Raw genomic sequence first — 25,617 nt, 5'->3', positions numbered from 1 at the left:
GGCATATTACTCAAAAAACCGACTGTTAACTATACCCGTCTACCCGCAAGAGTCGGGCGACATAAATGCATATACTCCGGGTCGCCCAGGACATCTTCCCCGAAACCGTCGGTGGTGCGCCATATCATATACATGCTCTGAGCCGTGATCAGGCTGCGATGGGGCATGAGGTCACCGTCTTGACCGTCTCGGACGGGGTGGAAGAGCGAGAGGTCACTGATCAAGACGGGTACACTCTAATCAAACAACCGCCGAAGCTAGAGCTCCTCGGGAATCAGATCTTCGCCAACACTGTCAGTGATCTACGTGGTATGGAAGACTTCGACGTGGTTCATACCCACTCTCACCTATTCTTCTCAAGTAACGTGGCCGCTCTGTACTGCCGCATGGCCGATATCCCAGTTGCAATCACATGCCACGGCCTCAACTCACAACGAGGTCCGTTCTGGTTCTCGCGTGCACACCTTCGGACGCTGGGCAAGTGGACATATGATTCGGCCGATGTCACGCTTTGCTACACCGATGTCGAGCAATCTAAGCTCCGTAATATCGGTGTCGACGCTGACATCGCGGTTGTAAACAACGGAATAGATACCAACCGCTTCTCACCTGCCGGACAGGAGCATCCCGATATTGTGAACCAGAGCGGCCAGGCAATCGTCTTTGTCGGCCGCTTAGTCGATGGGAAGCGGCCCCAGGACGTGTTAGCTGCGTTCGATTCGATACGAAAGCACTGTCCGGACGCCTCGCTGTTTTTTTGCGGCGATGGCCCGCTTCGAGACCGTCTCGAATCGACAGTCGCTGACAAGGGACTTGCAGATGCTGTGGAATTTCTGGGGCGGGTCCCATATCAACAGATGCCATCGGTATTCAGAGCTGCGGACCTGTTCGTCTTGCCGAGTCGGACTGAAGGCTTTCCACGGACAGTTATCGAAGCGTTAGCCTGTGAAACGCCAGTCGTTGCCAGCAATCTTGAGCAGACCTCGAAAATAGTTAATCAAACGGGAAAGACAGTTCAAGTCGGCAATATTGAGGGATTCGCGACGGCGATTTCTGATTTGCTCAGCGATGAGCATCGGCTCTCAGAACTGGGAAAACACGGTCGAGAAATCGTCACTACGCGCTATAACTGGGCAGAGACAGTACAAGAAACAACGGAAATACTGGGCCAAGTGGCTGAAATCGATGACTCCGTGACTCGAGACAAGAAGGAGTCGATCAGCAGTCCCACACCTGTGATCAAAGACGAGATCTGAACGCATGGCGAATCGAGTACCGACTGATTCGGGTTGCACGGCTCGACAGCAATGTCGCGTTTTCGTGGCTCAATCGTCATTGCGGTTCAGGTGGGCTATTGACGCTGGTGAGTGCCTGACTGTGGTAGGGGCGATGGCCTCAGACTCGTTAATCGCTGATTACTTAATATATACCGTACGCAAGATCCGCAAAGGCGTGGATCTCACACTGCGTAGCGCGTCAGAGGGGTAATAAATGAGTCACGAGACTAATCTCGACCAGCAGTCATTTGACAGCTTTGAGTTCGCCAACCGCGACATACAGGAATATCTGGTCATCCTCCTGTCCGGTATCCTTGTCATCGAGAGCGCACTCTTCCTGTCCATTCAACCGGTAACCGGATACGAAACCTCGCTGGTAGATGGGCTGTCCCAGCTGTTCTGGTTCACTTTTTATTCGGTCATGATTGGCGGCATATTGACACTGATAGCAGCAGCTATCACACAAACGAGGTACTGGCGACACGGTCTTGGCCTCGTGTTTTCAAACTACGCGTTGTATTTCTTCCTCCCGAAAGCTCGCGGCTATCGGTTCTATGGACAGGGGACAGCAGATGCACTGCAACACTTCGGCGATGTCAAGGCGATCCTCGAAACGGGATCTCTTCCCGGAATCTGGTATCCGGGTGAACACGTGCTGATGGCGGAGATGACGATGCTGGGTGTCCCGATTGATGCGATGCCATATCTGGTTGCGTTGTTGTTTACGACGATCCAGATCATCGGAATCGGAGTCCTTGTAAAAACGCTCTCGGGTAACCGGGGAAGTCTGGCTGCCGGACTAGCGGCCGGCAGCACTCTCATTTATACGACCTTCCATCTCTCAAACCACCCGGCGATGAACTCATTTATGATCGTTCCGGTCTTGCTCACGCTCACAGAACTGTATCGACGGAGTAACGACAATGAGTACCTCCTCTTGATTCTCTTGGTTGGCCTGTTCATCATCTACTCGCACCCGATGACAACCTTGTTTATGCTAGGTATATTACTGTTAACCTCTGTGTATTCCGGGCTGTTCGGATGGCTTTCTCAATCGTCCACTCCGCGACTCAGTCCGCGACTTGGTGTGGCTTTCTTTCCGCTCCTATTCGCCTGGCTCACCAACTTCGGTCAGACACGCCAAGCCATAATAAAAGTCGTTGCAGCACAGGACGATATGAACCCAGCAGCTAGAGAGGTACAGCGAGCCGGCTCAGTTCAGTTTTCACCGCTACAACTCGCCGAGAAATTCATCACGCTGTACGGGTCGACTACAATTTACTTCGCTATCGCCGGCGCATTCGTCCTTTTGACCTTGTACTGGTTTCTCTCCAGGGAGATGCGGTACGACTGGGGCTTCGGTTCGGTTCACTTCGTCGCAGGGCTTGGTGTCGCGGCGATTTTCCTTCTCAGTAATCTCATCGTGAAGGGTATAATTAGAGTAAACAGATACGCCCTCCTGTTCGCTGCAGTCCTCGTTGGGATGGCACTCATACATAGCGCTATCAAGCGCAACTCGGTAAGCACCGTTGCTTTGACCGTACTCATACTCCTAGGTGCTTGTCTCGCCGCAAATGCTGCCTACGAGCCAAACCGTCACATGACCTACGCAGAGTACGATGGGTCCCAATTCATGGCAGCGAATATTGACGAAGGTGTTCCGATCCATGCAATGGATACGTCACATAAGATGGAAGCGTTCGTCTTAGGCACAAACCATCCCCGCTACTATCCACAGAGTTTCAGTATGAACAATAACTTGCCTCGGAATCTCGGCTATTTCAGTCAGGACGTAATCGCTTCTGATACGTTCGGCAGAAGTTATGTAGTCACGAAAACACACGATGTCAAACAACACACTGCCTCGTATTATACAAAGGACCAACAGGAATATTTATTCCGATACGGTGAAGACAGCCTGGCGAGGATGCACAACGATCCAACGGCAAACAAGGTTTATAGCAACGGTGGGTTTACTGGGTGGTCCGTAGCGCCCCAAAATTAGCCAGCAGAGCCACGACTAGCCAGACACTAACTTTACTTGGATACCGAAAACCACCACCAGCCATATGCCAGATTCCCTCGTCAGCGTTGTCCTCCCGACATACAAGCGACCGGACAAGCTTCGGAATGCAGCACGAAGCGTCGCAGAGCAGACGTACTCAAATATCGAACTCATCGTCGTCGACGATCATTCCCCGCAGCCCGCAGCCGATACACTTGCCGGAGAGTCGCTGGAGGGTATCGAAGTCAACTGTATCCGTCACCAACAGAACAGGGGAGCGAATCAGGCACGGAACACGGGAATCCAACGGGCAGAAGGCGAGTACATCGCGTTGTTAGATGACGACGACGCCTGGGACTCCGAAAAGATTGCTCGACAGGTTACTGAGATGGAAGAGAGCGCTGACAGCGTCGGCGTCGTCTACACCGGATGTGAGTACAATTACGGGGACTACACACGGGACGTTATCTTCACGGTGGAAGGGAATGTTACCAAAGACCTCCTCTTGGGAGAGTCGTTTGGTGAATTCTCGACGTTGATGGTCGCGGCTGATATCATCCCACAGGCCGGGCTCCCTGACGACCGGTTTCCCAGCTGGCAAGACAGAGAGTGGCTGATACGACTCTCGCTACATACTGAGTTTCGCGTGATTACCGAGGTACTGACATATCGGAACTGTCCCGAAGAAACGGACCGAATCAGCAACAACTACGCTGAGAAGCGGGATATCTCCTACCCGTTAATGGTAGAGAAACACCGAGAACTCGCTGCGAGATACGGACGAAAATACGAGCGGGCCTTTCTCGCGTCACTGCTGTTCATTCTTGGACAGGAAGCGTTACGTGCCAGAGCATACTCTGATGCGAGAACGCAACTGGTTAAATCAGTGTATTACTGGCCGTTTCGAACCGACAGGTGGATGTTTGCACTCGCTGCGCTCGGGGGTAGATTTAGCTATAAGCCGGCGAAAAACGCGATGAAGACCCTCAACTCGATCAAAAGTGGAGTAATTACGAAATGAGCTGTTCTAGGTAGATATCCTGTCCCATCACCAGAGAGTGTTTTTTATGTGCTGTTTCATACCTCGTAGGGGTGTCTTTACTATATTGTTGTGGTAGCCACCCTCTGGTAGCATGGATATCGACGTAGAGAACGTTCTCATATACGTTGACGACGCCGTCAGATATAACGCAATTAACGATGATCTCGCGGAAATCGGGCAGACCCACAAGACGATTGCGGCATCAACACACACGCCCACGTCGTTCGGGAGTTTGTTGACCGGGCTGTTACCACCGAACAGCAATATTCACAGCTTCAAGCATTCTGTGCCCGCGAACGTCCGTTCAGTATTCGATATTGAGAGCCACGAAGTTTCGATAGCTGCTCAAGGCGGAATGAATCACAGCATTGCGGAGATGTTTGCTAATCCTCCACGGAAATCGATCGACGATGTCGAGCCCCCTTTTGTCCACGTTGCGCGTCGGCCCGGTGGCCACGCGCCGTACGACGGATTCGACTGGGACGACTACGAATACCGCAACGAGACCGCTCTCGAATATCTCTGGCGCGTGTCGTCGGAGCCGGAAACGGCGCGAAGAGACTACTACAACGGTGTCGGCCGCTCGTTTGAAGAGTTCAAGCGTATCCTCCGGACGCTTGAACGCAAAGGGCTCAGAGAAGAGACCCTTGTCATCTATACCAGTGATCATGGCGAGCTACTCGGAGAATACGGGTACTTCGGACACACACACCTCGCGACGCCTGAAGTCGTATACGTTCCGACGTCGTTCATCCATCCGGATCTGGACCCCTCCGGCGAGAACGGGCTCTTACACCATGTGGACATCTTACCGACGGTCGCCAGTGCGATGTCCTCGCAACCTGATTTCGGTCGGGTGGATGGGAACACAGAGGAAGAGGGTCGGACGACCGGCTATACGCACCTGAATCACATTCGATACGGCTCGTTACCGGGACCTGCTGAGAAGGTTGTCAGTCTCACTGGCGGGTTTGAGCGGACGATCAAGAGTCTCTGGGATGAACACGGTGGGCACACATTTGTGGACGGACACAAAACGACGTCATCGATCGTTTATCTGGCACTGCTACTGCAGAAACCCTTCGGACGACAAGTCGTCCACAACAAGAAGGTTCGAGACTCATATCGTCGATTCATGCCGGGTCATCAGTCGTATGGAAACCCACAGTTTACTGCGGATGAAGCGCGGGCGGAGATAGCGGAACTCCTCTCAGGGGGGAGTGAAGAGACGGTACGTGACATTGACGAGGACACGACTGAACAACTCGAAAACATGGGTTACCTCTGAGTATGATCGCTCGCGCGAACACGGGGTCCACACTGCACCTCACATTTAGCACACAACCCAAGGGAGTGATTCAAGAATGACAGCGGAGCGTACGACTCTCTGGTACTTCATCGGTGCACTCGTCGTCGGTGGTGCCGAGCGCACACTTGTTGATCTAGCGAACGAAGTCAATGGCGAGGAATACGATGTCACTATCTGGACAATATTCTCTACGAACCCACTCGAATCAGAACTGTCGAATGAGGTCACTGTTCGGTCGCTGACCGACGCTGGTCGTGTTTCGAACGGGGCGATAGATGGAGTCGAAAGCCCGCTCGTCTATCTGCTTGCCCCGCTCAAGTTCTGTTTCGTTGCCTGCCGCGAACAACCCGATCTCATACAGTCGTTCCTTTTTTACGACAACGTAATTGCCAGAGTCGCCGGCGTGTTCTGTTCTGCAACCATTATTACCGGCATTCGTGAGGTGCCTAACGAGGAACCGGTTGTACGCCACGTTATCGATCGGGTGACGATCTCACTCTCAGACGTGATCGTTTCGAACTCCACAGCGGGACGGGACTACGCCATTGAGCGCGGTGCAGCGGAAGAAAACGTGGCGGTGGTCTACAATGGCCGGAACATCGAGCAGTACCGAACGACAGACTCGGCGGAGCTGCGATCAGAGCTAGACATCCCGACGGACACCACTGTAGTTGGAACCGTTGGCCGTCTCGTTGAGCGGAAAGGTCACTTCGATCTGCTCGATGCATGGCCAACTATCGTCTCCGAGATCCCCGATGCACATCTCGTATTCGTCGGTGATGGTGCTGATCGGGAGCAGGTGACGGAACGAGTCAATTCACTCGGATGCGCTGATTCGGTTCATTTCCTCGGAACACGACAGGATGTTCCAGCACTTCTCGGTGCCATGGATATCTTCGTCTTTCCTTCCCACTACGAGGGGCTCCCGGGTGCAGTGCTCGAAGCGATGGCCGCGGAGCTTCCGATCGTCGCGACACCTGTGGACGGCACCAGTGATCTATTGGAGAATTACCGGACGGGGTTGTTCGTCGATGTACAGGCACCCGACGAAATTGCATGGGCGACTATCCGTCTCCATCAGCACCAACCTCTCGCCGAAAAGCTTGGAACCGCTGCAGGGCAGCGGGCGGCAACTGAGTTTACGACCGAATCGATGGTTGATGGGTTCGAGCAGGTGTATCGGGAACTCGAAATTAGGTCCGAAGAGACCGCCTACGCACAGCCACTGCTCGAGTAATGGCTCCCCGAAAGTTTATCGAGGGAGTAGCAACAGTATATTTTACTTGGTTTGTGTAAAGTAATCGATATGGCTAAAGAGACACCGAACCACAGCTACCAGCGCCCGGATCGCGGAGCGCAAAACTGGCATATCCCGTTGAACGAGAATTTCTCTCGCATCGACACGGAAGTTGAGATTAAAGATGCTGCCGAAAACCTGAATCAGTATCAACCGAAGGAGGGTGCCAAGTTCCTCGCAACAGATTCGCGACGTATATTTATTGGAAACGGGGAGGAGTGGCTGGAGTTCGGCAGCGCGGCAGGGCGTGCGCGCTCCGTTTCACTTGCCGAGAGCAGTGAGAGAGCCACAGTAATGAGTGATGGAACGTTCGTCGCGCAACCGGGACAACTACAGGATGTTATCGATACCGCATCTACTGGATCTGAGTTTGGACAGGCTCCTGTACAGACCGTCAAGATGGTGTCCGGTGAGACGTACGAAGTATCCGAGACTGTCCGGCTAAGGAGAGGTATCAGACTAGAGTGTAATGGGGCGAAAGTAGTCCCAACAGGGGATTTCAATGTTTTCGAACTCGCCCGTGATACCGTTCTCATTGATCCGTTTGTCGATACTCGTGGCAAAGACTGGAGTTCGACACAGGTCGTTATCGGTCCCCAAAACGTACAGAAATTAGATACGGCCAACCGTGCCTGGGTAAAAGACGCATACCTTCTTGGGGACGCAGGCAAGGGTATCGGAATACAGTTCCGTGGTGGTTCGAAACCCTGCTCGATGCAGGTCGCAAACGGGACCCTTGATGGGTTTGACCGGGCAGTAGACTTCTACGCTGCTGGTGAGAACCGCGGCCCACAGGGCGACTGGTCGAACGGGAACCAGTTCTGGGGGCGGATACAAGACTTCCGTATTGGGGTCTCTATGCGGTCGGAAGGGGGAGCAGTAAGCGGAAATACTGTTCGAATTCAAACTCAGCCTGATCCAGCTACCAGTGAGTGGCTGTGGAAGATGGACAGCGATCCCAGAGATTCGCGTGGCGATAATAAGTATACAATGACAGGCAATACTGTTATGGCATACCCATGGGATGTCTCCATATACGAGAATAACAATCCATATTATTCCGAAGGGGACCGTGGAGCACCGTTCTGGTTCATCGGACGGGGTCGCCGATACGGAAACTCATTGTTGGATATGAGTGGAACACGAGGAAACCAATATGTTTTGAATAACGCAGATAGCCCAGATCGAAACGGCATATTTACAGCCCACGGTGGTTTTGTTGTCGGTACAACGGATTTCGAAACAAATCCCGCATATGAGCAAAACGACAGTCGAAACTGGCACTATCAGTCGAGGCACACGTAATGAGGGATATCAAATAGAGCCCGAAAATTAATTCTTTGAGTCTTCGTGCCATATCCGACTCTCAGGATTTCGCTGATATGCTGGCGGGTGACTGAACTGATTCGTTCCAGTTACCTGTCCACCATGATAAGTGAAGATACCGTTACGATCTGGATAATCGGAATTATTGACAATATACTGATTACCCAGTTTCCCAGATAGATCGACTAATGAGTTACCATAATTGATACCTTCGCCAAGATACCATATTGGGGGCTTCCGGTCACTATTTTCAGCAAATTGATTATTATCGGTGAAATTGTCAGTATCCCATGGGAAGGCAATCATAGTATTACTGGACTTTTTATAATAATTGTCATCACGCTCGGAGCTAGAGCGTGGGTCGTCATCCATATACCAGAGCCATTCGCTCACATCGTTATCTGGTTGTACCATCAATCTAAAGACATTCCCCGTAGATGCTGCTCCCTCTGAACGATGTCGGACACCGGTTCGGAATGCTTCAATTGAGCCGGAGAACTGATTTCCGTTCGACCAGTCGCCCTGCCCACTGAAATCGTTTCCACTGGCGTAGCAATCGATAGCAATATCGAATCCAAGTAACTGTCCGTTAGCAATTTGCATTGAGCATGGTCTATTGCCACCACGGAATTGAAGCCCGATTCCTTCTCCAGGTGTTCCCATTAGATAGGCGTTTTTCACGGATGCCCGGTTCGGTAGTTCCACTTTTGCTGCGTCGTCAGCACCAACTACAATCTGCACCGAACTCCAATTTACCGGCCGAGTATCGACAAACGGATCTACTAACTGTGATCCCCGGTACATCTCAAAGATATTAAAATCACCATCTGGGACGATCCGCGCCCCATTACATTCGAGTCGAACATTCCGCTTGACGCGAATGGTTTCTGATGGGAAGTAATTCTCCCCAGAAACTAGCTTTACTGTTTGGACCGGAGCCTGAGCCCACGTCTGAGAAGATGAAGCCTGATCGATTACGGCATGTACTTCGCCAGGTGGAGCAATGAGAGTCCCGTCGTCCGCCTCAGAGACAGAGGAGTCGCTCGCGCTGAGGCTGCCGATCCGGTTCCAGTTACTGCCGTCACCGATGTACACCGTGCCAGTGTCGGTCGCGAGGAACTTCGCCCCTGTTTTCGGTTCGTACTGGCTGATATTGGACTCAGCGTCCCGGAGCTCGACGTGACTGTCGAGCTTCTCGAAGTTTTCGTTAAGTGGTACGTGCCAATCGAGCGTGCCCTCAGCGGGCGTGTTGTATCGTTCTGACATGTTTCTGTCGTGTTATTGGGTACCCCCGTACCCACCCATTCCGTAGCCTTCGTTGCCAAAGTCGTCAGTGCCTGACTCTGTCGTGGTTTCTGTTTCGGTCGGCGTCTCTGTTTCGGTCGGCGTCTGTGTCGACGTCTCGGTTTCAGTCTCAGTCTCCGTGCTGGCTGCTTTGCGGAATTCGAACCAGTTGAGATCAATGCCGGAGCCAATCGCTTTCACTTGGATGACGTGTTCGCCGTCGTCTTGGACCGTTATGTCGGGAAGCGTCGCCGTCTCCCAGGTAGTCCAGCCACCGGTGTTCGGGATATCGACGGTCCCGACTGGCTCGCCGTCGAGTGACACCTGAAGCTGCCTATCGGTTTGCGTCGTCGCCACGCGGACGTCGATGTCATACGTTCCGACCGGCACCTCTGCGGTGTATTCGAGCCACTCGCCGTCCTCGAAGTAGCCGACGTTGTACTCCCCGGATGCGTCCTGTGTCTGCCGGATGTCGACGTCGGAGTCGCGATAGTTGAGATCGTACTCGTTGCCGGTGGTGGTATCGTGGTACGACACACCCTCGCCGCCGAGGTCGTACTTTTGTGCCTGCACCCGGTCTGGGAGTGTCGGGACGTCGCTGAACGGCTGGTTGCCGGCGACGGTAAATTCGGCCCAGTTGAAGTCGATCCCAGAACCGACGGCTTCGACCCGGAGGACTTGCTGTCCGTCGGCGTCGATGGTCACGTCCTCCAGCGTCGCCGTCTCCCACATCGTCCAACCGCCGGTGCTGGGCACGTCGACGGTGCCTAACTCTTTGTCGCCGAGAGAGAACCGGAGTTGCCTATTGTCTCGTGTCGTTGCGACGCGGACCTTGAGATTGTATTGTCCCGGAGAAACATCAACTGAGTATTCGAGCCATTCGCCGTCCTCAAAGTAGCCGACGTTGTACGCTCCGGAGTCGTCTTGGGTCTCTCGGAGGTCGACATCGGTATCACGATAACTGGTATCGTATTCGTTTCCGGATGTCGTATCGGAGTACGCGATACCTTCGCCGCCGGTGTCGTAGTTTTGGGCCTCGATGCGCCCAGGAATCGTCGCAGGCGTCCCGTTGTACGGCTTCTGAAGTTTGATCTTATCGAACTCGATCCAATTGAACTCCACGCCGGAATCCAGTGCCTCAACGCGAAGCGTCGTTTGCTGCTCGGATTTGATTTCGATGTCCTCTATCGTGATTGTCTCCCATGAGGTCCAGTCACCCGTGTTTGGGACATCGACAGTCGCTAGGGTCTGGTCTCCGAGTGACAGTTCAAGTTGTCCGTTCGAGAGTGCTGATGCCACCCGGACTCTGATATCGTAGGTCCCGGGAGAAACATCAGCGGTGTACTCCAGCCACTCCCCGGCTTGGAAGTAGCCGATATTGTACTTTCCGGACTCGTCTTCTGTTGTCCGGATGTCGACATCAGTGTCACGGACAGCAGAGCCGTAGATGTTCCCACCGGACGTATCGTGATATGCCTCGCCTTCGCCGCCGATGTCGAAATTCTGCGCCTGGATCCGTCCAGGAATCGATTTGACTGTCCCCTCGTACGGTGACTGAGACTGTGTCGTACTGTCCGTCGAGATGTTCAGTGAGTAATCGGCACCGGTTCGACTGACATCCATGACTTGCAGATAGTGTGTGCCACTAGCTGAGAAGGATTCGGGGAGAAACACCGGGGCATTCGAACTCGCATACGCCTGAGACAGGAGCTCACCGTCGGGGTTGAATATACCGAGCGCGGTGGCGCCTGTCTCAGAGTCAGGCGTGAATTTAACCGTTGCGTCTGCGCCGTCGGGCTTGAACGCGAAGAGATCAGACGACCCGGGAGATAGTGTCGTCGAGAGCGGGGAATCGATGCTGAGACTGCTGACCGAATTCAGCATGCTCGTGTCTCCTGCCACCTTCGAAACATCAACCGCAGTGAGTTGCGTCGTAACTGCAGGCTCACCGCCATACCCGAATTTTGCTGCCGATCCACCTGTAGTAGGAGCACCTTTACCGGTGCAACCTGCGATGGACGCAGCGGCGACACCTGCTAATTTCATGCACGTGCGGCGGTCTACGACGGTTGTTCCCGTCTTGCTCTTATTTTCTCTCGACAGGTTGTCGCTGTCGTGGGAGCTATTCTGTTCTTTTTTGGTCACACTCCGGTAATCCCTATTTACTATTTTATTCGTTGTTACCGGATAGGGTATCAACGGGCTAGTTTGCTACTCAAGTACTAATTTCTTGCATACCAGAAAAATAAGGCAAATTAGCAATGAAAATGATTATCAAACAACCGGAATCAGGTTGGTATGGTAATATTATTGTGTACTTTTGGCTTTAAGCAAATACTATTATACGTGGTGACGCTTGGTATGACTCTCTCTATTACTGGCGCAAACATCGCTTAGGGGTCTCAGTCACTGAGTTCAGCCACTGATGAAAGGACTCTAACAGTCCTAGTCAGCTTACGTAGCCAAGATGCTCAAGCCGCTGGCGAGCGGCTTCTTCGTCGTGATCTGTAGTCGCTGATTCACCAGAATTCTCAGCAATGATTTTGGGCCGATCCCCGGTTTCGTACGTTAACCAGGGAACCTTCACCAGTTCCTCGGAGTATATTCCCTGCGGGTGGCCGTATTCACGGATCGGTATCGGGAACCCGCGTTCACCAATGACCTGCCCGTGGTCGGCACTGACCACCGTTTTTCCCGAAAACTCGTCGAAAAGCCGCGCAACCTCAGGCAGTACCACGTCAAGGTTCTCTTTGAACGCCCGCTCAACAACAGCGTCGGAGACATTTAAATCGCCGCTGAGAAGCTTGTACCACTCGAAATCGAGCCGATCGAGGTCGAAATACTTCTGACCGGTCGGTCCGAGGAACGGATAGTGTGGCTGTAGGTAATGGACTAGCAGTCGCTTGTTGGGGTAGCGCTCTTTCGCTTTGATAGCGGCCTCGGTCATCGTTTTTGGAAGGACAGTTCGGTACTCCTCGTTCCAGCCGTCCTCCTTCCAGACGTTGATGACATCGTGTAAATGCGTCTGTATTTTGCTCCGGTGCCTGTGAAGCATCGGACTCCCTGTCACATACACCGTGTCGAGGAGTTCTCGTCCGTCGAAATTCGCTTCGAGAAACTCCTCTGTGGCTGACGCCTTAGACCGCACTGGCTCGAGCTCGCCCGGGAGCGAACTCTGCTCTGCGAACATGTCGTATCGGCACGCATCTAAAATGAGGAGGTGATCCCAGTCTCTGGCAAAAACATCGATTCCATCTCGGTTGTACGGCCATGTTCGTAACCGTCGGTGGTACAGCCGGTTGACCTCCTGCAAAATCTTGTGTGGGTTGTCAAGTCCGTGTTTTAGTGACTCCAGCGTGTACATCTGTAATTGACAATCTGTCGGTATACGTATTGTTATATCGAGCAAAACTGATTCGTTCTCCCGGCCAACTCCTTTCGACAATTCACCAGTCGGCCACACCGTTTCGATCCATTGTTGATCTCTTCTAGCAGGCCTCAAAATTATGCAATACTGTGAAAATGACGCTATTGTAATAATGGGGCCACAGTAAACTATGACTTACTATTTATAACACCTAACAGTTCATACCTCTGAAATAGCTACGAGTCGGCTCCTATACGGCGCTATCGTTCCGCAGTCGGATCTTCCACTCCGACTCGACACCGACGTTGTAGAGACTCCTTTTCCTCTGCCAGACACGATAGTGAGATGATGGTATCACTGTTCAGGAGAGATGTCTGAAACGAAATATGGTCACCCACTGCAGTCCCGCTGTAGAGCGCCCTTGATGTTCGGTATTCCACCAATCCGGTCCGGCTGAAGACTTTGAGACTACCGGTGTGGTGATTTACTGTGACGTGGAAACGTATCGAATCGTATGTCTCCCGTAGCGAGGTTGCAACCTCAGGTGATATTTCTGCTGGTGACTGCCCAAGCTGCTCCTCGTGTTCGGATGAAACAGTTGTCCCGTCATCGTCAATGACGGCGATCTCAGTCGTCTCTCCCTCGGCGATGCCGACGAACCGCTTTTGAACTATCTCACCTTGATTGACGAGCAGCAGCTGATCTAACCACCGCCCGCCCTGTAAAAACGGGACGACGCCAGCAAGCACTGATCGTCGCTTCATTGCGCTCCACTCCTCTGTTCGCCGGGTCGATTGGTTTGGATTGTCTGTCTCATTTTGATCACGCCAACGCGTCGAATATTGATTCGAGGTTCTGCTTGACTTCCCAATTAAAACTAAACATGAGGGCCAGAGCCAGAGCCACATACACTCCGATACCCACGAGAATTAACAGGACAAACTCCAATACCGGCGCATTAAGAGCCACTGTCTGATGGACGTAAGTCACTGCGGCTGCCATTCCAAGACTTGCCGCCAGTGGATACGAGACCTCTCTGAGGACCCGGACTGGAGACGCTCCGACGGTCCGGGCAATAAGATAGGTGTCTATCGGCATCATCGGGAAGATGTAAATGCCCGTAATGAGGGCTGCGGTACCCTCGATTCCATACATCATCGTGGCTGGGTAGATGAATATCGCAATGAGGGCTACACGCACAGCAGAGAGTTTAGCTATATAGTCGGGTCGTCCGACTGCCTTCCAGACCGGTCCCATTGTCGCACCCATCGAACGCAATAGGCCGTAGATAGCTAGCAACTGCATTACTGGTATCATCGGCTGCCATTCGGGGGTAAAAAACGCCTCGACAAACGCGGGTGCGACTACTGCGATACCCATTGCTGCTGGGAACGAGGCTAATGTGGTCATCCTGAGCGTCTGGAAGTATCCGGACCGTAGTTTCTCGACATCGTTCTGCACTTTTGAATACGCCGAAAAAGTCACACTCGAGATCGTCTGCGTGATTTCGGTCGCCGGTGCGTTCGAGAGCCGGTAGGCGAGCTGGTAAAACCCTAATGCACTTGCCATGAGCGCCCAGCCGACAAACGCATCGTCCCCTCGACTGTACAGGAAATATAGGATCGAGTTAGCCGTGACCCACTTCCCGAAACTGTACCGTTTCTTCGCAACGTCGAGGTCAAACGACGGCCATGGCCGGTATCCGTCTGCGATATACGAGACGAGGAATCGGGCTGCGTCGCCGGCGATGTATCCGATTGCCAGTGCATAGACAGTGGGCTCATACAGAGCTATGCCTACAGTGACGATGAAGTACGCCACCGCGCCGCTGACTCTGTAGACGAACTCTTTATGGAAGTCTAGGCTCTTCTGGAAATAGACGACAGCAGGGTTTCGTAACCCAACAATAAACGGCGAGAGGGCAATGACCCGAAACAGATCGGTCGCCGCAGGTTCGTTGAACAACGATGCGATAAACGGGGCCCCAAGGAACAGGATCAAAGCGATTACTGTCCCCCTGGCAGTCTCGATTGTCCAGGCCGTGTTGAGCTCGCTGTCGACGTTGTCCTCCTCGGCCTGTATCAAAGCGGACTTGATGCCCAACTCGGAGAACTTCTTGAGTGACGAGAGCGTTAACAGCGCGATCCCCATCAGCCCGAACGCACGTGGAGACAACAGTGAAGCAACGATGACTAGCAATAGCAGCTCTAACCCCCGTTCAGTGACGTTCATTACGCCGACCCAAACGCCACTCTTCACAGCCTGCTCCATAACATCATCACTGGCCGGGAGCAGTCGTTTTATCAATCGTTTCAGTTTATCTAGCATCGTTGCTCGAACTCCCCGTCACGTGTGTAACGAGCCACGACATCAGGCCGATTGACGGACGCCAGTTCGTTCTTCCGACTCAATACTCTGTATTGCTGTGCCTGCATAGACTCTCCGTTGCTACATACTTCGGATACCATCTGTTTGTTATTGGCGAGGTAACTGTGACGCAGCCGACCTATCAGGCTGTATCCCGACAGACCGTCTCAGTGTGCAACTGTTTGAGTACACTGGGATTTACTGATTGTCAGCAGCGAGTACTTGTCCGCTTTCGACCATCGACTCCAATGGGTTGTCGTCAATCTCCAGTGGGAAATCGACTCGGCCGCACCGCCGAGCGGACTCCCAGCACCCGAATATAAGCTCCGTTGCCTGCAGTGCGTTGTCAGCTGAAAGTTCAGGTTCGCGGCCTGTGGCAAGTGCGTCGACAGTGTCCGCTATTGCACGGTCAATATAACCTTCGGGTCTCGCGTTTTCTACAGTGGCTCCCGGTATTCGAGCGCTTATCTTCTGTTTTGCAGCGTCGAATATTGTTTCGTTGGGACCATGTACGTCCTCTCCACCAGTGTCGACCGTTGTCCAGTTTTTCCCAGTCCGCACCCGTAGCGGAACCTCGCCACCGATTTCCATCATTCCGTTTGAGCCCAGCAGTCCCATATGGCAGTCGACAATGCCACCGTCCCCTGTCGATGCAAGTCCGTTGACACCGTTCGTATACCGCCATTGTGCGATGGCTTGATTCTCGTTGTGGGCCCCAAACTGTACGTTTTCTTCGCTGTATTCGATCCCAGCCATCACCCATTTCGACATCGTCTGGTCAGTGAAGTACCCGCAGAGATCAAATAGATGTGATCCGTAATCAAACAGATTTTTTCCGCCGAGCTCGATTCGCTCTAACGAGCCTATTTTTCCGTTTTCAAGCAGCGACTTGGCTTTCCGGAACGGCTTTCCGAACCGTCGTTGGTGGTTGAACGTAAGTTGGATTCCGGCCCGCTTACAGGCCGATGCCATTTTTTGACAGTCCTCCCATCTCGTTGCCATCGGCTTTTCACAGTGGATTGCGTCCATTACCCCACTCTCAGCACACGTCATCACGACAGGTGCGTGGATATGGGGCGGCACGCAAACACTGACAATGTCGGGCTCGACAGCAGTGAGCATCTTCTCAGTGTCTGTATAAACGTTACCGTCCGGGAGGTCCCATCGTTCACCGAAGTTCTTCGCATTCTCCGGGACGACGTCGGCACAGGCGACAAGTTCGCACGAATCTAACCGTCTATACGCGCCTGCGTGTCTGTATGCCATGGCGAACCCGTCGGTATCCGGGTCGTCCGGATCTGCACCAGTCCCAATAACTGCGACAGTGTAAGTCATCGATGGAAGGTGGGATAGTAGCCTCAATAGTAGTAACCTCGTACTGGTTCACTCAGACAGTCTACAACGGCTGGCTGCTCTGCCAATGCTACTGTGACAATATATCCGAAACTCTGGTCATCTTCTATCAGAGAGGGTGTACGCAGCCATCTCGTATAGTCTTGGAACACGCACAGTGTATTACATAACTCTTAAGTGATCTTGGTGGATCCGATCAAGACACCCATACCAGCAGCTAAGCATCTGTTCACTCGCGAACTGACCATGGTCGCTTCTTGATCGAATATATGAAGCCAGCTAAACCAAGCGGCGTTTAATTCTGGGATGCCCCTATTTGCATCGTAGTTGGGCCCCAGTCCAAACTATATGAAAATCAACGACAGGCTAATGCTACAGCATGCTTGCCGGTATGGCCTGTTTACTAAAACGGCCCCCGTCGTTGGATTCTTGATACTGATGGATCAAGTTCGTCGCCGACAGAGCGTAGCTACGGTTGCGAGGAGGACTATCTCACTGTACTGATGTCTTCAAATGAAAAGACTAGGACTGTGGAGTCGGAGCAGGCGACCAGGCGGACCATTCTAGCCCTCGTTGCGACTGGATTCTCGTTCGGAATTGCAGTGCTTTTGAAGCGGGAGATATTGTATCGTGGATACGGCGAGGATGGTTATGGTGAGCAGGGATTCGGTGAGTAACTAGTACGGATCTTTCATAACTCTCTCTAAGGAAAGAGTTGGCCCAGAAGCTGCTAGTTTGTCTAAATTCAGAACAGCGAAGAGACCCAGAGACACTTAGTCTGACGATTCCGCGGATTCGGAGTGTCGATCAATATTCGGTACTTCGCCTCTGTCCTCTTCGTAGTGGGCGTGGTTGAGGAATCCTCGAAGACGACCAGCCGTCTTTGCAACAGTACTCCCCGCTTCTATAACGGTAGCTACTGGCGTTATTCTGACGTAATTCAGCGGGTCAAATGCCTCACAGCCAATATTCTTGAGTTGCTCTGCTTTCGAGACGTTACATTTTGACCAGTAGTACGGACTCTTTGTTTCGAGCTTATACTGTTTCTTCCAGTATTCCGTAATAGACGACGCGTACGGATGGTCAACGATGAGCTCAGGATCGTACCGAATATCAAACTCGGCTCTGATTCGCCTGGCAAGTTCCTTTTCCTCGTGACCCCACCCCATCTGTTCGTCCCATCCACCGACTGTCTTGAATACGTCCCTGTGAACGCCCATGTTACACCCCCAGAAGTGTTTGACGTAGCAAGGATTGTCCCCCCAGTCGTAATGGGCGGTGAAATGGCGAGCAAGCACATCATCGACCGGGTGGATAGTTCGACCGGCGAATGCCGCCTCCGTTTCGAGGAGCTCATCGGCTTTTTGAAGATATCCTGAGCGAGGTCGGGAATCATCATCGAGAAATACGATCTTGTCAGCTGAGGCTTGTCTGATCCCTTCATTTCGTGCTCTAGTCACAGGGCTCTCATCACATACGATAACCTCAAATTCGTCGAACGCGTGCCCTTTGAGGCACTGTATTGCTTCAATCTCATCTCGTGGCTTCAATGTCGCGATAACAACGCTGACCGATACCATGTAATCTTTCTACGAAGTAGAACTCTCTTTCAAGACATTAGTATAGACATCCTGTCATTAGTAGGTAACGCCTTCACCTGGCTTACCTTGGCATGGTTGCAATGACAGCCTGTACCCACGATACAACTCCATAGATGAACACCACAAACCCGCCCATGGAAACCCAGCGTAGTCGCTTGTGATTTTTTGGGCGGACACCATCTGGATTGCTGATTTCGACCGCAAATAGAAAGCCTGCGTAGCTGAGCAGGTAATACAATAACGGGTTCCAACGGCCAATAAATATCATCCCTCCCAACGTCGCCGATAGCCAAATAATAAAGACTCCCACGAACTGTCGAACCCATCCAGCACACATAGCCAATCAATACATGGCCTTCCCGGTTTGTTATGCTACTACTAGCGCGTATATTGGGAGTGGTTTAGATCTGCTTACAGCGGCAGCCACCGTGCAGTAATATCGGTGCACAATCCCACGACGGGAACACGTGCAAGAGCAAGCTAGCGGGTTTATCAACGAGATGCGGAAACAAGGAACCAAGAAAAAGTGCGTACTCTCTACTGCTGTCGGAGGTTGATATCGGCTTGTTCATCCTACTATTGAGTACGTTATATAGTAACTGACTGTTCAGCTATCGGCGTAGATCTCGAAGTGAATCCGAGTGAATAACAATGAACTCTTCTTCACCGAGTTGTGACTCATGTTCCGGTAAAAATATCAACTGTGAATCAGTCGAAGATTTGACAACGGTCAGTTCTTCCATCTTGTAGCCTAGGTCCGATTCCCAGTCTGGATCTGTCGGTACGTCTTCCCACTCCTCTGAGGACATCATTCAGCCGGCACTCCATTCAAACATCCCGATCTTGACAAACTCAACCGCTTGTGTGTAAACCGCGCGTTCTGACCCTGGCCCCATAGCCATAATCTCATATTAATACAATCTTTAAACTCCCTCTCTACCGCGCTTACGTCAAGCATATCTCGGAAAGGTGTAATTACTATATTAAAGATTGTGCCCTTATACACAGCATCTACACATCATTTACAATCCATTTACTTACCAACCTATCCTACAGTCTCCAACCGCAACAGTACCGTGAAAGCAGACTGATCTCCAGTAGTAGGATAAAATTACCCGATACTCGATAGAACTACTCTAGGCGATGTCACTGCTTTGTGGTGTAATGCGAGGAGCAAATGAATTGGGTATAGCCATAGGATTTACTATCGAATCAAGTTCATTCGGAGATTTCTGAGTGTCTCCGTACCAATATCCCTCCAGTATCTAAAACATATATTACATATGTTACTCTCTTATGGCCGCTACGCTCGAACCGCTAAACCGAAAATGTCCCTTCCAAATAGCACCACTACAAACTTTAATTCTGAATTCAACTCTTGAGTAAAAGGCTCAGCTACAGCTGTTCCCACGCAACTTTGGGGCAGTAAGCACCGCTATGTCGGAATAACACGACTATAACAATACACCCTTGAAGATAAGATACTGGTGGAGAGGGCAGTTACCCGACACCCACAACACCGGCCCAATCCTTACCACCCCCCTCAGGGACGCTCGTGCCCTGTATAGTCGCTGTCGACTCGGATCGCTCTCTCCACTTTGACAGTGAGCCGGAACGGCTTCGGTCACACCGTCCTTCCCGGCTCATTCCGATCTTGATTTTTTAGCTATGGCGTGGATCTAATCTTTTGCAAGGATTCGACGATTCTCCTGACTACTTGTGGATACACTGCCAGACGGCCTCAAATTAAAATTAGGTCCTCAGAAAGTCATTGATGTCCAGCAGACACAACACAACTGCATACCAGAATTCGCAGCCGAAAACGAACGTTATGATTGCATTCAGAACCCCTGATAAACACTTCTATAGCCGATATCTGGGTGAGTACTTCCGATAGTCGCAGCATCCGGAGGGTTTTACAATAAAATCCCGAAAGCTCAACACTGGGATACCTCGGATATCGACAACTGACAAGCGTCTAGAAGAAGCCGACTACCTCAAATATGAACTCAATTACTAAACTGTAACAGTTACACGTAGCGGTGTATGCCGGAACATATCTCCGACAGCGAAATGGAACGGATTTCGGAATTCGCGAGCACTCCGATGTACAAACGGTCGCCCGATCAATTACTGCCGGACGGTGCTGCCGACGACGAAGAATAGCATATACTTCTGGGGGTATTTTCAGTCAGTTCAGCGTCCAACTCACGGCTCGCCGATATCAAACGTGTTATCATTTTTCCCTCGCCGTCCGGTGACTGCGTGAGCAATAGAAAGCACGAGAAATGAACTAATGACGACTAGCCCGATAACTAACGGACTGATCGCATTGAGCGGCGGCAGACCGGCAATTGCTGCTAGGAGTAAAATGGCGTTCAACAGGGCTACGGCCCCATAGTACTGATACCATTTAGAGTCACCATCACTATTGCTGATGAATGGTTCAACCTCTGGAGCATCCTCTCGAAGAGCTATCTCACCCGTATCAGCGTCGTACGTTATTAGCCCTGCCTCTTGAAGCTTCGGAGCATGGGTCTGATACAGTGAGACGTACACCCGCTTTCGCGCCTGTGAGGAGAGCTCTTCGACGGTGGTGTCGTTCTCCCACGCAGCCAACTCCTCAGCTAAGTCGGTTAGCTGGACTGGCTCTTTTTGCTGGCGTAGATAGTAAAGCGTATATCGACGCCTCGAACTGCTGAGGATATCGAACATCTGGTCGCGTGAGAGCTCTGGTTCTTCCTCTACCATCGGTTCGCTCATGACCTTGATTGCTGCATTGGTTTGTGTTCAGGCCGCGAGAGCCACATATATACACGAACCCCGGGGTACCGTTTTGTTACACCCCCGTTACCTTCTGATTCCTGAGTAAGAAATAGCTACTTGTCTCGCATACCGTATTCCCGTTCTTCGTTGACTGACCACAGTCTGTATATAATCCTTCAGTTTATGACAGCCGGAATTATTTGGTGTACTACATGACTCAATCACAACGACCTGCAATAAATAAAAACAAACCTGCATGTGAAAGCGCAGTACAGTGTGTTGTTGTTCGGATCGGTACAGCCCTCTATTTCATTACTGCGAAACTCCGAACCTTTTCGTATTATTATTGATACATATATTAGTACTACGCTATCGAATTCCAACGAGAATAGACAGAAACTGCATAGCATCCTATTAATAATACATCGTGATTCTGCGGTACTGCCTCTGCTCTTTGGTTCACGAGGTCGCTGACAGTCAATCTAGTGATGATTCCCTGGAACCACATCTGCAGTCGTGATCGCAATCCAATGGGTAATCTGAACTAATCGGTGTGAGATTCGATCCTTATTCTGATCCCGCTGACGGTGCACGACTGATAGAATTCTACCGGACTAATGATAGATGGACAAAAGAACCCTCCTCGGCTGTTATTCACGTTGAATTATCTGGATTACTTGAGCCGTAGCAGAAAATATCGTCAACTAGTCAGGTAGAGATACTGACTGTTCGATGATTGCTCTACAAATTCGCTCATCCGAATTTACGGCTTCAGTATTGCTCTCCCGTATCCTCTCCGCAGCATGCTCTCTTACCAGAGGCTTCTCGTTATCCGCCTACTTAAGAACTAGTAGGAAGGTTATAGCCGGTTACGTTGGCGTGATCTCGATGGTCTCGCTGTCTCGAATCCGAACGGTGTACCCACTGTACGTGAAACTAATCTGAATATCGTCGTTGGTCTGCCCTGCGACAAGTGTATCAAGGGCATCCGGGTCGATTTGGTTGTACAACGGTGGGAGACTGGTTTCCGTTACGGATTCTTTAGTTGCTATAGCGGTCACAATCGCTTCACTCGGTGATTCGTACTGGTTTGCCCAAAAGACAGTTTCTGTCTCGTTCCACTCCAGACTCATTGTTTCTTATATGAACACACTCCCGTATCAGCATATACTCTATCAGACTAGCAAACTCAGATGACAGGCGCTATCTATCTAGATGCTGGGTCGTTCCCCCTTCGCTAAACAACTGTTCTAGGAGCTTCCGGATAGCTACCCGAAGGTGGTGGCTGAACGTCGGCTGTGAAATATCGAGCGTATCGGCGATCTCTTGACCGGTCTTGTCACGGGGAGATTGGTAGAATCCGCTATAAAAGGCTGCAAGCAGGACCTCGAATTGGCGGGGGGTTAGCTGTGCTGTCAATTCTGAGTGGAATGACTCACGAGTTTGAACACCACGTTCCCGCTTGTGGCGGCCTACCAGCTCGATGTCCGGACATGAACGCCGTAATTCAGCTATGAGTTGGCGAATGTCGACCGTCTGTGGGACCTCGAGCTGAATCTCCAGAGTCTTACCGTCAGATTGGATTAATTGCGGGGCTCCTCCTTGTTCGGCGACTGTCAGTGCGAGTTGTGTACCCGATACTGTTGCTTCGAACAGGCTCGTGTCTTCTGTGTCAGTTAAACACTCTAATCGCTCGATCCGAGGGAGGGTGTCCAAACATGCTTGTAGGTCATCTGGTGGAGCGTCAGTGCTGAAAAACACGATGCAACTGGTGTCCCCCTGTGGGACGATACCCTCAAATGTGACTTCTGTATCGACAACGCCCGCGATCCGATGAATGATATCGTCGGATTCCGTTGCTTCTAGCTGGAGTTCGACAGCCCGATCCGCCACGAGCCCTTGCTTCGTCTCAACGCTGTTAATGGCGTATCCGACGGTCTCACTCACCTCTTCGAGCACTGACTGTGTCGGCAAATCGAAAACGTCCGGCGTTTTCGCGTACACGGTCAGGATGCCGTAGGAGAGTTGCTGATAGCTGAGTGGGATGCTGACGACTGACTGGAACCCCCGTTCCAGCAGCCGCCGTTGCCACCCTTTCCCCCTGAGCCCGTCCGCGATGTTGTTGTTCAGCGTCTGTTCGTTAGTCCGGGCTGTCTGGACTGCTGGTGGAGCCGGCGTCTCATTGGAGGGTGTGCGGGATTCCTCCAGAAAGCCACGGTCGGTTCCTGCCCACGTCCGTGGCGTGACTCGGTCGGTATCGGATTCGTATTCCCCGATCCACGCAAACGAACAGATGTCGGACGCGACCAACTGGTCACACACTGCTTGCTCTATTTCTGAGCGACTATCTGCCCTGAGCACTCGCTCGTGAATTTTCTGACTCAGCTCTGTCAACTGATTCATCTGCTCAAGCTGAACCGTCTGTTGCTCCAAGTCGCGCTGTCTGTCTTCAAGTTCTGTCTCGTAGGTCAGCCTATCGAACGCCGTTCGAATCGTCGCCCCGAGTAGTTCGGTAATTCGACGGGTCTGAGTGTCGAACTCGCCGCCGACCGCGTCGCCCGCCCGAAGCACTCCATGGTCGCCCAGTGGGACAAACACGGCCTTTCCATCAGTCATCGCGTCCTCGTCCGAGGCCGAGTTTCCGTCGCAAACGATAGTTTCCTCGGTGAAAAAGGCCGAACTTACGAAGCTATCACTGTCTGCTGGGATAGCTTGTTGCTCCTCGGTCTCTGTGGCCGAAAGTGGGCGAAAGGTGTTCGTATCGCTATCGAACGCGTACAGCACGACCTCAGGGAGACCGATGATATCCCGGGTCCGCGAGACGACAATTTGAGCGGCTTCCTCCTCTGAAGTCACACCCAAGAGATCTGTCGCCGTTTCGTACAACTGTGTAAAACCCATCTCAGCCCGCTGTGTCTGTAGTTCGTTTCCGATCCACTTGCTCAGAAGGTCGACGAGTGTCACGTCCCAGTCTGAGAACTTTGACCCGCCCGCCCCGGACCCATAGAAACAGAGCGTCCCGTATATGCTACCACCCACAGTGAGTGGCGTTCCGAGATACCGATTGACTTCGTCATCCCATATATGGTCTCGGTCAGATTCGCCGCATTCGGCATCGACGTCTGTCATCACGACCGTTTCCTCGTTCGCGATAGCTTTCGCACAGGGGGTTTCCGACAACGGAATCGTTCCGCCTGAAAAAATCGTTTCGTCAGGTGTCTGGAGCACTTCGAAATCGTATTCCATCCCGTTGACGTGAGAGAGTGTCGCGTACTCGGTTCCGAGCACGCTGCGACCGACTTGCATGAGGTCCGCTATCTGTTCCTGTAGTGCCCCGTCCCGCGCTGTGAACACTTCGGTAATTGTTCGCAGGACTTCCTCCCGCATTTCGAGTTCGGCACGCGTTTCGGTTGAATAGAGACCATCGGCGACAATCTCCGCAAGCTCTGTCAGCACTGTCTGCTCCGCCTCGTCAAACGCGAAAGGCGTGTCCGCGTATATCGAAACCACACTCTGTACTGATCCCGTGTACTGAATCGGGAGAACAATCATCGACTGGAACCCGTACTCCGATGCGAGTTCGTGCCAGGGCTGGACAGACGATTCAGTCCGGATATCTGACGCTACCTGATGCTCGCCGGTTTCGATCGCATGGCCAAACGGTCCGTCATCGAAAACTGAGCGGCCATAGCGGGAGAGCATCGCTTCGACGTATTCGAGTGCGTCGCCACCGCCCGCGGTGGGGACGATATCACCCGCCTCGTTTTTTTCCCCGATCCAGGCGAACTGGTAGGCATCCGAACTGGTCAGAATTTCACAGACAGCCTCCTTGATCTCCTCGGCCGTTGACGCCTTCAACACTTGGCGATTTATCTCTCTGAATAGTGAATTAATCCGCGAGAGTCGCGCTGTTTCTCGGCGGAATCGGTGTGATTCCACCGCGTTCTCTATCCTGTTTGTGAGCACCGCGTACTGCTCTGGCCCGCCGCCCTTGACGAAGTAATCGGTGACGCCGGCTGAAACCGCTTCGCTGGCGAGTTTCTCACTTCCTTGTCCTGTCAACAAAATAAATGGGAGATCACCGTTAGACTGTCGCACCGTTTCTACGAATTCAATCCCGTTAGCTTCGGGCATCTCGTAGTCACTGACGATACAGTCGATCGACTCGGAATCGAAGTAGCTGAGCGCATCCTCGACGCTTGCGGCCTCGATGACCTCGATACGGTTGTTCTCGTGTTCCAACAGTTCCGCCGTCGTCTGTCGAAACTCTCCGTAGTCATCGACTAACAGAACCTTGATTTTCGAGGCTGCCGTGCCACTATCCGTTGGTGCCGGTCCAGTTTCACCGGCCAACTTCCGCATACTACACTACTTACGCGACAGTCCGTATAAACGTTTGACTTGGTTACAATGCTGCCATGGTTCTACGTCCGTTAGCGGTAACCGTCTCTCGCGAGGAGTTCGATCTGCCCCAAGTTAGTAGGTAGCTCATATTTTACAATATGTATGGATACTGTGTCCTTCGCACTAGTGATTTTATCCGGCACTGTCTAGTTGAGCGAGTTTGAGAAGTGAGCAGGCCGTTGCGAGAACTGTTCATGGAACTCGCAGACCTGCTCAGAG

16 protein-coding genes are annotated in these 25,617 nt (G+C 52.1%); 6 read left to right on the top strand and 10 right to left on the bottom strand.

What is annotated here, in order from left to right; genetic code table 11:
• Positions 1–65: 65 nt before the first annotated feature.
• The 6 genes from IEY38_RS12530 to IEY38_RS12505 all read left to right on the top strand — a co-directional run bounded on the left by IEY38_RS12530 (position 66) and on the right by IEY38_RS12505 (position 8,235).
• Positions 66–1,256 carry a glycosyltransferase family 4 protein gene (locus tag IEY38_RS12530; RefSeq protein ID WP_188978271.1) on the top strand — a complete coding sequence of 397 codons (1,191 nt, stop codon included), beginning with the start codon at positions 66–68 and terminating at the stop codon, positions 1,254–1,256.
• 235 nt (positions 1,257–1,491) lie between these two features.
• On the top strand, positions 1,492–3,282 hold the full coding sequence (locus IEY38_RS12525) for a hypothetical protein (protein ID WP_188978269.1): 1,791 nt from the start codon (positions 1,492–1,494) through the stop codon (positions 3,280–3,282).
• A 64-nt stretch (positions 3,283–3,346) separates the two neighbouring features.
• A complete protein-coding gene (locus tag IEY38_RS12520; protein WP_188978267.1) occupies positions 3,347–4,303 on the top strand; it encodes a glycosyltransferase family 2 protein in 957 nt (318 codons plus the stop codon).
• A gap of 112 nt (positions 4,304–4,415) precedes the next feature.
• Positions 4,416–5,612 carry a sulfatase-like hydrolase/transferase gene (locus IEY38_RS12515; protein ID WP_188978265.1) on the top strand — a complete coding sequence of 399 codons (1,197 nt, stop codon included), beginning with the start codon at positions 4,416–4,418 and terminating at the stop codon, positions 5,610–5,612.
• Positions 5,613–5,688: 76 nt separating this feature from the next.
• Positions 5,689–6,870 (top strand): glycosyltransferase, encoded by a 1,182-nt coding sequence (locus IEY38_RS12510; protein ID WP_188978263.1) that lies wholly within the window; start codon positions 5,689–5,691, stop codon positions 6,868–6,870.
• Between the two features lie 69 nt (positions 6,871–6,939).
• On the top strand, positions 6,940–8,235 hold the full coding sequence (locus IEY38_RS12505) for a hypothetical protein (RefSeq protein ID WP_188978261.1): 1,296 nt from the start codon (positions 6,940–6,942) through the stop codon (positions 8,233–8,235).
• Positions 8,236–8,262: 27 nt separating this feature from the next.
• Here the strand turns inward: IEY38_RS12505 and IEY38_RS12500 are convergent, their stop codons facing one another.
• The 10 genes from IEY38_RS12500 to IEY38_RS12455 all read right to left on the bottom strand — a co-directional run bounded on the left by IEY38_RS12500 (position 8,263) and on the right by IEY38_RS12455 (position 25,356).
• Positions 8,263–9,522: a hypothetical protein gene (locus IEY38_RS12500; protein WP_188978259.1), complete on the bottom strand. Its 1,260-nt coding sequence runs from the start codon at positions 9,520–9,522 to the stop codon at positions 8,263–8,265.
• Between the two features lie 12 nt (positions 9,523–9,534).
• Complete coding sequence (locus IEY38_RS12495) at positions 9,535–11,685, bottom strand: carbohydrate-binding domain-containing protein (protein WP_188978257.1); 2,151 nt, start codon at positions 11,683–11,685, stop codon at positions 9,535–9,537.
• A 304-nt stretch (positions 11,686–11,989) separates the two neighbouring features.
• On the bottom strand, positions 11,990–12,904 hold the full coding sequence (locus tag IEY38_RS12490; RefSeq protein WP_188978255.1) for an alkaline phosphatase family protein: 915 nt from the start codon (positions 12,902–12,904) through the stop codon (positions 11,990–11,992).
• A gap of 263 nt (positions 12,905–13,167) precedes the next feature.
• Complete coding sequence (locus IEY38_RS12485) at positions 13,168–13,671, bottom strand: hypothetical protein (RefSeq protein ID WP_188978253.1); 504 nt, start codon at positions 13,669–13,671, stop codon at positions 13,168–13,170.
• 58 nt (positions 13,672–13,729) lie between these two features.
• Positions 13,730–15,235 carry a lipopolysaccharide biosynthesis protein gene (locus IEY38_RS12480; RefSeq protein WP_188978251.1) on the bottom strand — a complete coding sequence of 502 codons (1,506 nt, stop codon included), beginning with the start codon at positions 15,233–15,235 and terminating at the stop codon, positions 13,730–13,732.
• Between the two features lie 237 nt (positions 15,236–15,472).
• Entirely contained in the window at positions 15,473–16,609 is a 1,137-nt protein-coding gene (locus IEY38_RS12475; protein ID WP_188978249.1) for a Gfo/Idh/MocA family protein, read from the bottom strand.
• A 791-nt stretch (positions 16,610–17,400) separates the two neighbouring features.
• The gene (locus tag IEY38_RS12470) at positions 17,401–18,207 is read right to left on the bottom strand and encodes a glycosyltransferase family 2 protein (RefSeq protein ID WP_188978247.1); all 807 of its coding nucleotides are present in this window, start codon (positions 18,205–18,207) and stop codon (positions 17,401–17,403) included.
• Between the two features lie 2,229 nt (positions 18,208–20,436).
• On the bottom strand, positions 20,437–20,979 hold the full coding sequence (locus tag IEY38_RS12465) for a DUF7344 domain-containing protein (RefSeq protein ID WP_188978245.1): 543 nt from the start codon (positions 20,977–20,979) through the stop codon (positions 20,437–20,439).
• A gap of 884 nt (positions 20,980–21,863) precedes the next feature.
• Positions 21,864–22,127, bottom strand: coding sequence for a HalOD1 output domain-containing protein (locus tag IEY38_RS12460; protein WP_188978243.1), 264 nt, complete (start codon positions 22,125–22,127; stop codon positions 21,864–21,866).
• A 70-nt stretch (positions 22,128–22,197) separates the two neighbouring features.
• Positions 22,198–25,356 (bottom strand): GAF domain-containing protein, encoded by a 3,159-nt coding sequence (locus IEY38_RS12455; RefSeq protein ID WP_188978241.1) that lies wholly within the window; start codon positions 25,354–25,356, stop codon positions 22,198–22,200.
• Positions 25,357–25,617: the final 261 nt, after the last annotated feature.

This window comes from Haloarcula sebkhae (assembly GCF_014647415.1).
Lineage (GTDB): Archaea > Halobacteriota > Halobacteria > Halobacteriales > Haloarculaceae > Haloarcula > Haloarcula sebkhae.
This window is presented reverse-complemented; position numbering and strand designations above follow the sequence as displayed.